General features: G+C 62.7%; 12 protein-coding genes. 9 read left to right on the top strand and 3 right to left on the bottom strand.

Going from position 1 to position 12256, the window contains the following annotated elements:
* Positions 1-62: 62 nt before the first annotated feature.
* The 3 genes from mpl (at position 63) to CWI66_RS07765 (ending at position 2772) form a co-directional block, all read left to right on the top strand.
* Positions 63-1463 (top strand): UDP-N-acetylmuramate:L-alanyl-gamma-D-glutamyl-meso-diaminopimelate ligase, encoded by a 1401-nt coding sequence (gene mpl / locus CWI66_RS07775; RefSeq protein ID WP_100731373.1) that lies wholly within the window; start codon positions 63-65, stop codon positions 1461-1463.
* Positions 1456-2070, top strand: coding sequence for a flavin prenyltransferase UbiX (locus CWI66_RS07770; protein ID WP_100731372.1), 615 nt, complete (start codon positions 1456-1458; stop codon positions 2068-2070). The genes mpl and CWI66_RS07770 overlap by 8 nt, the downstream gene beginning before the upstream one ends.
* An 81-nt stretch (positions 2071-2151) precedes the next feature.
* Positions 2152-2772, top strand: a complete 621-nt coding sequence (locus CWI66_RS07765) for a LysE family translocator (RefSeq protein ID WP_100731371.1) — start codon at positions 2152-2154, stop codon at positions 2770-2772.
* Between the two features lie 35 nt (positions 2773-2807).
* Here CWI66_RS07765 and CWI66_RS07760 read toward each other — a convergent pair whose 3' ends face one another.
* From CWI66_RS07760 to CWI66_RS07750, 3 genes are read right to left on the bottom strand one after another with little or no spacing between them, the layout of a single operon-like run.
* Entirely contained in the window at positions 2808-4205 is a 1398-nt protein-coding gene (locus CWI66_RS07760) for a bifunctional DedA family/phosphatase PAP2 family protein (RefSeq protein WP_100731370.1), read from the bottom strand.
* An 18-nt stretch (positions 4206-4223) separates the two neighbouring features.
* Positions 4224-5150, bottom strand: coding sequence for a diguanylate cyclase domain-containing protein (locus tag CWI66_RS07755; protein ID WP_100731369.1), 927 nt, complete (start codon positions 5148-5150; stop codon positions 4224-4226).
* Positions 5147-5911, bottom strand: coding sequence for a hypothetical protein (locus CWI66_RS07750; protein ID WP_332868235.1), 765 nt, complete (start codon positions 5909-5911; stop codon positions 5147-5149). Before CWI66_RS07750 ends, CWI66_RS07755 begins: the two co-directional genes overlap by 4 nt.
* Before the next feature lie 239 nt (positions 5912-6150).
* Here CWI66_RS07750 and CWI66_RS07745 point away from each other — a divergent pair, with 239 nt between their 5' ends.
* From CWI66_RS07745 to rodA, 6 genes are all read left to right on the top strand, one after another.
* Positions 6151-7458, top strand: coding sequence for a glutamate-5-semialdehyde dehydrogenase (locus tag CWI66_RS07745; RefSeq protein WP_081192901.1), 1308 nt, complete (start codon positions 6151-6153; stop codon positions 7456-7458).
* Complete coding sequence (nadD, locus tag CWI66_RS07740; protein ID WP_016914104.1) at positions 7455-8105, top strand: nicotinate-nucleotide adenylyltransferase; 651 nt, start codon at positions 7455-7457, stop codon at positions 8103-8105. Before CWI66_RS07745 ends, nadD begins: the two co-directional genes overlap by 4 nt.
* A 107-nt stretch (positions 8106-8212) precedes the next feature.
* Positions 8213-8599: a ribosome silencing factor gene (gene rsfS / locus CWI66_RS07735; RefSeq protein ID WP_016914103.1), complete on the top strand. Its 387-nt coding sequence runs from the start codon at positions 8213-8215 to the stop codon at positions 8597-8599.
* Positions 8596-9063 (top strand): 23S rRNA (pseudouridine(1915)-N(3))-methyltransferase RlmH, encoded by a 468-nt coding sequence (gene rlmH, locus CWI66_RS07730; RefSeq protein WP_100731367.1) that lies wholly within the window; start codon positions 8596-8598, stop codon positions 9061-9063. The genes rsfS and rlmH overlap by 4 nt, the downstream gene beginning before the upstream one ends.
* A gap of 65 nt (positions 9064-9128) precedes the next feature.
* Complete coding sequence (gene mrdA, locus CWI66_RS07725; protein WP_100731366.1) at positions 9129-11036, top strand: penicillin-binding protein 2; 1908 nt, start codon at positions 9129-9131, stop codon at positions 11034-11036.
* Positions 11036-12199, top strand: coding sequence for a rod shape-determining protein RodA (rodA, locus tag CWI66_RS07720; protein ID WP_016914100.1), 1164 nt, complete (start codon positions 11036-11038; stop codon positions 12197-12199). The genes mrdA and rodA overlap by 1 nt, the downstream gene beginning before the upstream one ends.
* The last annotated feature ends 57 nt before the right edge of the window (positions 12200-12256 follow it).

Genomic DNA, 12256 nt, shown 5'->3' with positions numbered 1-12256 from the left:
AATGTATGCATTTAGGCTGATATTTCAGTCCGTTGTCAGGGTCATGGAAGGAGCGCTCGCCCATGCGTTTACATGTGATTGGTATCTGCGGCACCTTTATGGGCAGTCTTGCGCTGCTGGCCCGAGAGTTGGGGCACGAGGTGAGTGGGTCGGATGCGAACGTGTATCCGCCCATGAGCACTCAGCTCGCCGAGGCGGGCATCACGCTGATGGAGGGGTATCGCGCCGACAACCTGCAGGGCCCGTTGGACCTTGTGGTGGTGGGCAACGCTCTCTCACGCGGTAACCCGGAAGTCGAGGCGCTGCTCGATAGCGGCCTGCGCTACACCTCGGGTGCCCAGTGGCTGGCGGAGTACGTGCTGCCGGGCCGCCGGGTCATTGCCGTGGCGGGCACCCACGGCAAGACCACCACGGCCAGTCTGTTGGCCTGGCTGCTGGAGAGCGCAGGCCTGGAGCCCGGCTTTCTGATTGGCGGTGTGCCGCGCAACTTTGGCGTGTCGGCCAGGCTAGGAGGCGCAGCAGCACCGTTCGTGGTCGAGGCGGACGAGTACGATACGGCCTTTTTCGACAAGCGCTCCAAGTTCGTGCACTACCGCCCGACGATCGCCGTGATGAACAACCTCGAATTCGACCACGCCGATATCTTTCCCGATCTGGCCGCCATCGAACGCCAGTTCCACCACCTGGTGCGTACCGTGCCAGGCCAGGGGCACCTGCTGGTGGCTGACCAGCAGCCCGCGCTGGATCGTGTGCTGGCCATGGGCAGCTGGAGCCCGGTCACACGCTTTGGCAGCGAGTCCGACAGCCAGTGGCAGCTGCGTCTGGAGCATGCCGACGCCAGCCGCTTTCAGGTGCTGTATAGCCGTGAGCAGGACGAGGAGGACGGCGTGGTGGAGTGGTCGCTCACGGGGGAGCACAACGCCCGCAATGCTTTAGCCGCCCTGGCGGCCGCACGGCTGTGTGGGGTGAACCTGCCGCGTGCCTGCGCGGCGCTGGCACGCTTCCAGACGCCCCGTCGTCGCCAGGAAGTGCGTGGCGAGGTCAACGGCATTCAGGTGATCGACGACTTTGCCCACCATCCCACGGCCATTGCCGCCACGCTGCAGGGCTTGCGTGCCGCCACACCGCGGGGGCGGCTGCTGGCCGTGATCGAGCCGCGCTCCAACACCATGCGGCTGGGCGCGCTGCGTGAACGTCTGAACGACAGCGTTGCCGATGCGGATCACAGCTTCTGGTTCCAGCCTGCTGGCGTGGAGTGGTCGATGGACTCTCTGGTAGAGGCGCAAGGGTCGCGGGCGTCGCTGTATCGGGATATTGATGCATTGGTACAGGCAGTGGTCGCCCAGGCGTCACCGCTCGACCGGATCGTGGTGATGTCCAACGGTGGTTTCGATGGTGTTCATGAGCGCCTGTTGGCGGCGCTGGCAGCGGCAAACCCTGCAACGGGAGTATCCAATGAGTGAGTTCAAACCCCCTGTGACGGTGGCGCTGACAGGCGCTTCGGGGGCGCAGTATGGCCTGCGCTTGATCGACGTGCTGGTCGAGGCGGGCCATGAAGTGTGGGTCATGATCTCCAAGGCGGCCCATATGGTCATTGCCACGGAAACGGAGGTATCGCTGCCTGCTCAGCCTCAGCGACTGGAGGAGGCCCTGGTGGCGCAAAGCGGTGCCAGGCCCGGACAAATTCGCTGCTTTGGGCGTGAAGACTGGATGGCCCCCGTGGCCTCGGGCTCCGGCGCGCCTTCCGCCATGGTGATCTGCCCGTGTTCCACCGGCACTCTCTCTGCGGTGGCCACCGGGGCCAGCAACAACCTGATCGAGCGTGCCGCCGATGTGGCGATCAAGGAGCGGCGCACGCTGGTCATGGTGCCCCGGGAGAGTCCTTTTTCTCCCATTCACCTGGAGCACATGCTCACCCTGAGTCGCTTGGGTGTGGTGATCCTGCCTGCCGCGCCGGGGTTCTATCATCGCCCTCAGTCCATGGAGGATCTGATCGATTTCATCGTCGCGCGGATTCTCAACCAGCTGGGCATCGAGCACCGCTTGATGCCACGCTGGGGCGAAGGGTAATCCCGGCGGTGCCACACTTTTATGCTTACGATTCGCCATATCACTGACTTTCGCCACCGTTCACCACAAGGAAGCGTCACCATGTCCTGGGCTACTCTATCGGTCTTCGTGCCAACCTTTCTGTTCGTATCGCTGACCCCCGGCATGTGCATGACGCTGGCCATGGTGCTGGGGATGACCCAGGGGGTGAAGCGTACGCTCTGGATGATGATTGGTGAGTTGATGGGCGTGGGCCTGGTGGCCGCGGCGGCAGGCGCTGGGGTGGCGGCCCTGATGTTGCGCCAGCCTGAGCTGTTCACTGCGTTCAAGTGGATCGGTGGGGCTTACCTGGCGTATCTGGGTGTGATGATGTGGCGCTCGCGGGGGCGCATGGCCATTCCCGATACGCTGGATGCAGGCCCGCCAGCAGGCCGCTGGCAGTTGGCCATGCAGGGGCTGGTGACCGCCGTGGCCAACCCCAAGGGCTGGGCATTCTTCATGGTGCTGCTGCCGCCGTTTCTGGACAGCAGCCGCCCGCTGGCCCCTCAGCTTAGCCTGTTGATCGCGTTGATCCTGATCATCGAGTTCGGCAGCATGCTGGTGTATGCCACGGGAGGCAAGACGCTGCGTCGCGTGCTGGGCAAAAGCGGTAACGTACGACTGTTGAACCGCATTGCCGGGACGCTGATGTTTGGCGTGGGCGCGTGGCTGGCGCTGGGCTGATCACGCCAGCCCGAGCCAGCCACGCGATGGCGCCGTCAAACCGGCCCGAACAGTAGCATTCTCGCGCTCACCAGCAGCAGCGATGCCCCGGTGAGCGTCACCCAGGGGATGGCGGGTAGCGGCGCACGATAGCGCCGCTGCCAGTTGAGCTGAATCAGGGCGCAGACCACCAGCCCCATGAGCGCGCCTCCCACCAGATCACTCAGCCAGTGTACGCCCAGTGCCAAACGCGATAGCGCCATCGGCAGCGTCACGGCAATGGCCATCCAGTAGACCCAGGCGCGCCGCTGGCGGGGCAGCCGCGCAGCCATCACGGCGGCCGCCAGCCCGATCATTACCACCCAGGTAGAGGTGTGCGCGCTGGGGTAGGCGTATGAGCCGGTCAGGTGGTCCGGGGTGGTGGGGCGTGCCCGGGCGAACAGCGCCTTGCCCGCGGTGTTGATCAGGGCAATGCCGCCAAGCGCTAGCGCCCCATGCAGCAGTGCATCGAAGCGTTTGACCATCAGCAGCCAGCACGCCCAAGGGCTGACCAGGGCCACGATGCCCGCCTTATCACCGATCATGGCCAACAGCAGGCTGGCGTGGGCAAGCCAGGGGGAATCAAGCCAGTCGAATAGCCGCTGGGCTTCCAGATCGACCGTCAACGGCGTGACATGGTGCATCACGTACAGCGTCCAGGCAGAGGCTCCGGTAAGCGCGGTAATGAGCAGCAGCAGGGAACCCAGCGGCACTTCCCCCGAACGGCTCATGGCCAACCAGGGGCGACGCATGATCGGAATGCGCCGCACGATGCGTGCCAGCGCAAAATAGACGCGCCCCTGGCGGTCCACCTGGGCGCGCCCCCATGAAAACACCACGGCCAATACCACCACCGTGGCGGCAATCAGGATGACGGCCATTTCCACGTTCGTGGGCAGATTCAGCCGCTGCTGCCAGGTATGGCCGACCAGATAGCCAGGCAGTACATAGGCGGGAGCCCAGAGCGCTGCCGAGGTAATGTTTGCCCAGGCGAAGGTGCGTGCCGGCATTTGCATCATGCCGGCCACCAGCGGAATCACCGGGCGAACAGGCCCCACAAAGCGGCCAATGAAGACCGAGTAAACGCCGTAACGCTCGAAAAAGCGCGCCCCACGCCCCACCCACTCGGGGTGAAGCGACAGCGGCCAGCGGGACAACACCGCCTCGCGATGCCGATAGCCGAGATAGTAACTGACGCTGTCGCCGATGATCGCGCCAATGAACGCCGCGCCAATCAGCCAGGGCAGGTCGAGCCCTTGGTGGCCCGCCAGGGTGGCCGCCGCAGTCATCAACACGACCCCGGGTACCAGCAGGCCAATGAGTGCCAGCGACTCCACCAGGGCAATGCCCAGCACCAGAAGCAGCAGCAAGGGAGGAGACAGGGTAAGAGAGAGCAGGGTGTCGACAATCGCCAAGAGTGACTCCGTCAGCGGTTATAAATGGGTAATGGATTCTGCGCGTGCTTCCAGGCGCTGAAGGTAGCGCGCGAAGCTCTCCTTGCGCATGGGCAGGCAAGTGGCGAGCCGTGCTTCCAACTGGCCTGTTTCAACCAGTACGCGCCGTGACAGGGCGCGCTGAAGGCGCTCTTTCACGAGTAGCGCGCCGCTTTCACTGGTATCGGGCAAGACCAGCCAGAAGGTCGCACTGCCCGCACGGCCCAGAATGTCGTGATCACGGCAGCGGCTATTGACCTCGCTGCACAGCGCACCCAGCAGCGCGGTCTTGGCCCGTTGCCCAAACTGCTCCTCTGCCATGTCCAGCTGCGGCAAGTGTAACACCAGCACGGCCAACCGCTTGTTGAGCATGTCGGCGCGCTGAAACTCATTTTTCAGACGCTCTTTGAGCGTGTCGATATGGTACGCATCGCAATCGTTATCGTGGGGGTCGGTAGCCCTGAGCAGTGCCTTGCGCCGCGCGTGCTCCCAGGGGGGCAGTGCGAGCAGCAGAGTCAGGGCAGCAAAGCCCAGGGCAAACTCCTCGTTCAGCGTGGGCAGTTGCCAGATGATCACGGCCATGGCGACCAGATTGGTGGCCAGCGCTCCCCACAGTGGCAGAAGAATGAACGCGGCGGCAAGGGGCAGGCCTAACCAATACAGCGGCAGGTTGGCGTGGGTCAGTACGCCGTGCATCGCCACCAGAAACAGACTGCCCAGCAGCAAGCAGCGTGGCAGGTAGGGTTTGATGCCTCGCCCAAGGTGCATCATCAGGCTGGCCAGTATCAGGGTGGTCATGAACAGTGGAACCAACAGTTCACGGTAGCTGCCCATGGCGTACAGCCAAGCGGTGTAAGCACAGATAACGATCAGGCTGGCACTGTAAGCCAGGCTCATCAGCCGTTTGGGGGGCGCGGACGTCGTCATGTGATGACGCTCGGCCGCTGTTTACCCATCTGGGCCAGAGCCTCCAGGGTCAGCGCTTCCAGCTCAAGCTCTATCAGGGGAAGCGGTTGGCAAACGGTATGCTCCGGCAGGGCCGCACATAGCAATTGGCGACGATGGGCGGCCTCGCGGGGCGTTCTGGCCAACATGAGCGTGGCCAGCGTAGTGGCATTCAGGCGGTAAACGTTTTCGAAGCTATAAAGCAGGCTGCACAGTTTGTGGGCCGCAGGCCAGAGCTGGTGGAGTCGAAGGTGAATGATCAATACCTCGGCGTGAATGGCTTCCCGCTCGGAGCGTGTTTGCTCCTTGACCAAATCGCGCAGCAGCTGCTCCCCTGCCCAGAGGTTGAGACCGGGCACCAGCCGCAGGCGCTGGCGTATGGTGCCGCTCAAGTGCACCAGTAGGTAAGTGCGCGCCATGGCCAGCAGGCACAGAATACAAAGCGTTGCGATCAGCAGGCACCACGCTGGTAGGGTCAGCAAGGGTTTGATGATCAGGCAGGTCAGCAGGGCTGCGCACACATTGTACATGGCCACCCAGCGTGGTTGAGGAAGCATGAAGACCGCACCCCAGGCCCATATCAGCAATAGGTGACGTTCAGGGGCAACCGCAATCAGGGCCAACAGGAGGGTTCCCGCCAGCAGCTGCCAGGGCAGGCCTCGTGAGCGGCGATGGCTGAAATCCAGCAGCAGTGCAGTCACCAGTAGCCAGCCGACCGCAAGCCACAGCACAAGGGTGGCCATGAGGGGCGCGTTGGGTGTCCAGAGAGCCAGCGCGACGGCGGCGGCCAGTAGTGTCACCCTGAGCGGACTGATTTTGTATTTGCTTGGCATGGTGGCTTACTATCTGGCTGATAAACGGGGGCACCCAGCCTGAGCATAACGCATTGCTTGGCTCGAACCTGCGAATCCCCCAGTATAATGCCCTCAAGGCGTAATATAAGCCTAGCCACTTTCAGTCATGCTTAATATAGGGAGATCGCATGCGCAGCGCTGACGCATTTCAACAAGACGCCCAACACCACCTGGCGGCCGGCGATGTAGCCCGTTACATGACGGCTCTGGGGCAGGGGGCTCGCGCGGCGGCCAGCGTATTGCGCCGAGCCGATAGCCAAGCCAAGAACCAGGCGCTGTACGCCATGGCGCAGCGCCTTGAGGCGTCGCGTGGCGAGATCATGAAGGCCAATCAGGAGGATATGCAGCGGGGCCGGGAGAGCGGTTTGGACAGCGCGCTGCTGGACCGCCTGGCGCTCAACGATGCACGCATCGATGCCATGATCGAGGGGCTGCATCAAGTGGCGGCGTTGCCAGACCCGGTGGGCGCCATCGATGGGATGAGCTATCGGCCCAGCGGTATCCAGGTCGGCAAGATGCGGGTTCCGCTGGGGGTGATCGGCATCATCTACGAATCACGTCCCAACGTCACCCTGGAAGCCGCTAGCCTGTGCCTCAAATCCGGCAATGCCTGTGTCTTGCGCGGTGGTTCGGAAGCTCGCGCTTCCAATGCCGCTCTGAGCCAATGCATTCAGGCAGGCCTGGCGGATGCCGGTTTGCCCGAGGGTAGTGTTCAGGTAGTTGCCACCACGGATCGCGCGGCGGTGGGTGAGATGATCAGCATGCCTGAGTATATCGATGTGATCATCCCGCGTGGCGGCAAGTCCTTGATCGAGCGCATTTCGCGGGAAGCGCGTGTGCCGGTGATCAAGCACCTGGATGGCGTTTGCCATGTGTACATCGATACCACCGCCGACCCTGCCAAGGCGCTGGCCATCGCACTGAACGCCAAGACCCACCGCTACGGCACCTGCAACACCATGGAAACCCTGCTGGTGGATGCCCCGATTGCCGACCTTCTGCTGCCGGAGTTGGCGCGTGCCTACGCCGAGCACCAGGTAGAGCTGCGCGGCTGCGAACGTACGCGGGCGCTGTTGCCCCAGGCGCTGGAAGCAACCGAGGAGGACTGGCACGCGGAGTACCTCGCTCCGGTCCTGGCCATCAAGGTGGTCGATGGCGTGGACGAAGCGATCGAACACATCGAACGATACGGCTCCCACCACACCGATGCCATCGTCACCCAGGACTACACCCTAGCGCGTCGCTTCATGGCGGAAGTGGACTCCAGCTCGGTGATCGTCAACGCCTCGACGCGCTTTGCCGACGGGTTCGAGTACGGCCTGGGGGCGGAGATCGGTATTTCCACCGACAAGCTGCACGCCCGTGGCCCTGTCGGCCTGGAAGGCCTGACCACGCAGAAATATATCGTGTTCGGGGATGGCCAGGTTCGCCAATGAGTCAGCGTGTCGGCATGTTTGGCGGCACCTTCGACCCGGTGCACAACGGCCATTTACGCAGTGCCCTGGAAGTACGCGACGCGCTGGGACTGGAAGTGCTGCACATGGTGCCTGCGCCGCAGCCGCCGCTGCGCGGCGTACCGCAAGTGTCGCCGCAGCAACGGCTGGCCCTGCTGGAAGCAGGCATCGCGGATACCCCCGGCCTGCTGGCCGATGGCCGCGAGCTGCGCCGGGCAGGCCCGTCTTATAGTGTGGATACGCTGGCCGAGCTGCGCGCTGTCTACGGCTCCTCGGCCCGCCTGGTGATGGTCATTGGCATGGATGCCTTTTTGCGACTTCACCAGTGGGATCGCGCCGAGCGCTTGTGGGCGCTGGGGCATGTCGTGGTGATCGCTCGACCCGGTTATAACAACGATTGGCCAGCACCGCTGAAGGAACTGGTGGGCAATCGTGAAGTCTACAGCGTCGAAGCGATGATGCAGCAGGCTCAAGGGCACTTGCTGGTTCTGGCGTTGCCCTCGCTGATGGCCATCTCCGCGACCTATATTCGCCAACGGCTTCAGGCGGGCGAGAGTGTGCGCTATCTGCTACCACAGGCGGTGGAAACGACCATTTTGCAACAGGGCTGGTATCAAACCAGCGAATAGCGCTGGCAGTCGTGAAAGAAGCCGTTACAATGGCCGCCTCAAACGCCCGCTGCCAATGGCGGGCACCTATCATCGTCAGGTCAGTAATGGGGTTGTCGTCAGGAGTCATGCACATCGATACATTGAAAAACCTAGCCATCGACGCGCTAGAAGAACTTAAAGCTCGTGATATTACGCAGTTGGACGTGTCGAAATTGACCGAGGTCACCGACCTCATGTTGATTGCCAGCGGTACGTCTACCCGTCATGTGGCAGCGCTGGCGCAGAACCTCGTCGAGAAAGCCAAGGCGGCCGGTCTGCACCCTCGCGGTGTCGAAGGCGGTGAGAACGCGGATTGGGTGTTGGTCGATCTGGGTGACATCGTCGTTCATGTCATGCTTCCCGAAGCGCGCGCGCTGTATGACCTCGAGCGTCTGTGGGCAGACCTGCCCAACGATGCGGGCGCCATCGGTGATGCACTGCGTCAGGTCGAAGAGCGAGCCTCCATGTCATGAAGGTTCGGCTGTTGGCGGTGGGAACCAGAATGCCCGGGTGGGTCGAAGAGGGCGTGGAAACCTACCGCAAACGGCTACCGCGTGATTTTGCCCTGGAAATCGAAGAGATCGCGCTGGGCCAGCGCGGCAAGAACGCCGACATCGCCAAGGCGCGGGCGCAAGAAGCTCAGCGAATCCGCGACAAGCTGCGTGGCGATGAAATCGTCGTGGCGCTGGAGGTAAAGGGCAAGCCCTGGACCACGGAGCAGCTGGCTCAGGAAGCCGATGCCTGGCGAATGTCTGGCCAGGACGTGGTGCTGCTGGTCGGCGGGCCCGATGGGCTGGAGCCTTCTCTCTCGGCCATGGCCGACAAGGCCTGGTCGCTGTCACCGCTGACACTGCCGCACCCGCTGGTGCGGATCATGCTCGCCGAACAGCTCTATCGGGCATGGACCCTGCTGGTGGGTCACCCTTATCACCGTTAGAAGTTACCTGTTGTCGACCCTTGTGGCCGTTGCGTTCATCGTTTGATTGAGAGTTGTCTGTTGCCATGCCCAAGCGCCGTGACACGCTAAAGAACCCTGAGCAAGAGCTGCGTATCTTCCGTGTTCGGTCGCTGCTGGCAGTATTCGTGGTCATCGTCTTGACCGGTTTGCTGGTCGGGCGGCTGGGGTATCTGCAAATCGTTCAGCACGACCTCTACAGCACGCGCTCCGAGAAAAACCGCGTGCGGGTCGAGCCGCTGCCGCCCAATCGTGGGTTGATCTACGACCGTAACGGCGCCCTGCTGGCAGAAAATCGGCCGACCTACAACCTGACGCTGGTGCGTGAGCGTGTCGATAGCCTGGACGATACCCTGACGCTGCTGGTGGAGTTGCTGGAACTTCCTGAAGAAGAGATCGAGGCCTTCAACGCTCGTTCTCGCCAGCGCCAGCGGCCGTTTCAGCCGGCGCTACTGATGAGCGACCTGAGCGAAGAGCAGATTGCTCGCCTGGCCATCAATCGCCATCGTTTGCCCGGAGTCGAGGTAGAAGCGCAACTGCTGCGTTACTACCCGGATGCCGAAATGATGGCCCATGCGCTGGGCTATGTGGGGCGGATCAATGCCGAAGAGCTACAGACGCTGGATACCGGCCGCTATGCGGGCACCCATTTTATCGGCAAGACCGGAGTGGAGCGTTTTTACGAGTCGGAATTGCACGGCCAGGCGGGCCTTCGCAAGGTAGAAACCAACGCCCGTGGCCGCGTGCTGCGCGAGCTGGGTCGCACTGACCCGGTACCGGGGTCCAACCTGACCCTGACCCTGGACCGCTCTTTGCAGATGCTCGCTTACGAGCTGCTGGAAGGTCGCCGGGGCTCCATCGTGGCCATCGTGCCGCGCACCGGGGAAATTCTGGCTATGGTGTCGACGCCCGGCTTCGATAGCAACCAGTTCGTTACCGGTATCGATGTGGCTTCCTATCGCGCCCTGCAGGAAGACATCGACCTGCCGCTGTTTAACCGGGCCATTCGCGGCCACTACCCGCCGGGCTCCACCATCAAGCCGTTTCTGGCGCTGGCGGGGCTAGTGGAAGGGGTGATCACCCCGGACAGCACCATCAATGACCCGGGCTTCTATCAATTGCCCAATGATTCTCGCCGCTATCGTAACTGGCTGCGTTGGGGGCACGGGCGTGTCGATATGGAGCGCTCCATTGCCGTGTCGAACAACACTTATTATTACTCCTTGGCTCACGACCTCGGCATCGATCGGCTGCATGATCAGATGTCCAATTTTGGCTTTGGGCAACGGGTCGCTCACGATGTCCAGGGAGAAAGCGCTGGCCTGATGCCTTCGAGGGACTGGAAGCGCGCACGATTCAACCAGCCCTGGTACCCGGGGGAAACGCTCTCGGTCGGTATCGGTCAGGGATACTGGCAAATCACCCCGTTGCAGCTGGCCAGCGCTACGGCGGCCCTGGCCAACCGTGGCCACTGGGTCAAGCCGCGCCTGGCAATGCGTATCGGTGAAGACCCTGTTCCGGTTGAACTGCCGGACACGCTACCCGATATCGATCTGGCCAACGAGAACTGGTGGGATCGGGTGTTCAGCGGTATGGAGAAAGTGCTCACCGGCAGCGAAGGAACGGCAAGGCGTACCGGGGTAGGCCTGGAGTATCGTATGGGCGGCAAGTCCGGCACGGCCCAGGTGTTTTCGCTGGGCCAGGATCAGCGCTACAACGCCGAAGAGCTGGAAGAGCGGCTGCGCGACCACTCGCTGTTCATGGCCTTTGCCCCGCTGGAGGAGCCCGAAATTGCCGTGTCGGTGATCGTCGAGAACGCCGGGGGCGGCAGCACCCACGCCGCTCGCATGGCGCGCGCCATGACCGATGCCTGGCTACTGAAAGAAGCAGCCCCAGAGGCCGAGGAAATCAAAGAAGTGCTGGAAGGCGATAACGGCCGCGTGGAGGGTAACTAATGATGCCGCTGCAACTGCTGTCGCGCTCCTGGCGTGGCTACCCGGTTCGTCCGCCCGATAGTGGCATTGCAAGGCGCAAGAGCATTTGGGAGCGTATCCATATCGACCCCTGGCTGCTTGGCCTGCTGCTGGCGCTGATGGCAGGTGGTCTGCTGGTGCTCTACAGCGCGTCTGGGCAGCGTATCGAGGTCGTGATTGCACAGGCCGTTCGTTTTGGCCTGGCGTTGGTGGGCATGTTCGTGCTGGCACAGTTTTCCCCCACCACCTTTCTGCGCTGGGCGCCGCTGGCTTATGGCGTAGGGCTTGCCATGCTGGTGGCTGTGGAGATTGCTGGCGATATCGGCATGGGGGCCAAGCGCTGGCTGGAAATACCCGGCGTGATTCGCTTTCAGCCTTCCGAAATGATGAAGCTGGCCGTGCCGTTGATGGTGGCGGCTTACCTCAACCGTTGTCAGCTTCCCCCGAGGCTGCGGGACATTGCCGTTTGTGGCTTGATCATTGGCGCTCCGGTGGTGTTGACAGCCATTCAGCCAGATCTAGGAACGGCACTCCTGATGGCCAGCGCGGCGCTGATCGTGGTGCTGCTGGCGGGGCTCTCCTGGCGCTTGATTAGCCTGGTAGTGGCCCTGGCGGCGGCTGGCCTGCCGCTACTGTGGATGAACATGCACAATTACCAGCGCCAGCGGGTGCTGACCTTTCTGGACCCGGAGAGCGATCCGCTCGGCTCCGGCTGGAACATCATCCAGTCCACCACCGCCATCGGTAGCGGTGGCCTGTGGGGCAAGGGCTGGCTGGAGGGCACCCAGTCGCAGCTCGAGTTCCTGCCCGAGCGCCATACCGATTTCATCATCGCGGTGCTGGGAGAGGAGTTTGGCCTGGTCGGGATGCTGCTATTGCTGTTGCTCTACGTGGCCATCGTCGGGCGAGGGCTGTGGCTGGCGGCGGCGTCCCAGGATACGTTCGGGCGTTTGGTGGCGGGCAGCATTATCCTGACATTCTTTATCTACGTGTTTGTCAATGTCGGCATGGTCAGCGGTATTTTACCCGTGGTAGGGGTGCCGCTGCCGCTGGTGAGCTACGGCGGCACCTCCAGCGTGACCTTGCTGGCCGGGTTCGGTATTCTCATGTCGATACACGCCCATCGGCGGCTATTGCCGCGTTGAATGATCAAAGTGCAGTCGACGCTTTTTCACAGGAGTGGTAAGCAAATGAACAGGGCG

It is taken from the genome of Halomonas sp. 141 (assembly GCF_002810305.1).
In the GTDB taxonomy this organism is placed as follows: Bacteria; Pseudomonadota; Gammaproteobacteria; order Pseudomonadales; family Halomonadaceae; genus Vreelandella; species Vreelandella stevensii.
The sequence above is the reverse complement of the archived record's forward strand: the minus strand, read 5'-3'. Positions and strand labels throughout refer to the sequence as shown.

Coding starts and splice junctions, on each gene's coding strand:
- CWI66_RS07755 (WP_100731369.1), bottom strand. CDS start 5,150: ATGACGACGTCCGCGCCCCCCAAACGGCTGATGAGCCTGGCTTACAGT.
- rlmH (WP_100731367.1), top strand. CDS start 8,596: ATGAAGGTTCGGCTGTTGGCGGTGGGAACCAGAATGCCCGGGTGGGTC.
- rodA (WP_016914100.1), top strand. CDS start 11,036: ATGATGCCGCTGCAACTGCTGTCGCGCTCCTGGCGTGGCTACCCGGTT.
- CWI66_RS07770 (WP_100731372.1), top strand. CDS start 1,456: ATGAGTGAGTTCAAACCCCCTGTGACGGTGGCGCTGACAGGCGCTTCG.
- CWI66_RS07750 (WP_332868235.1), bottom strand. CDS start 5,911: ATGGCCACCCTTGTGCTGTGGCTTGCGGTCGGCTGGCTACTGGTGACT.
- rsfS (WP_016914103.1), top strand. CDS start 8,213: ATGCACATCGATACATTGAAAAACCTAGCCATCGACGCGCTAGAAGAA.
- CWI66_RS07765 (WP_100731371.1), top strand. CDS start 2,152: ATGTCCTGGGCTACTCTATCGGTCTTCGTGCCAACCTTTCTGTTCGTA.
- mrdA (WP_100731366.1), top strand. CDS start 9,129: ATGCCCAAGCGCCGTGACACGCTAAAGAACCCTGAGCAAGAGCTGCGT.
- nadD (WP_016914104.1), top strand. CDS start 7,455: ATGAGTCAGCGTGTCGGCATGTTTGGCGGCACCTTCGACCCGGTGCAC.
- CWI66_RS07745 (WP_081192901.1), top strand. CDS start 6,151: ATGCGCAGCGCTGACGCATTTCAACAAGACGCCCAACACCACCTGGCG.
- mpl (WP_100731373.1), top strand. CDS start 63: ATGCGTTTACATGTGATTGGTATCTGCGGCACCTTTATGGGCAGTCTT.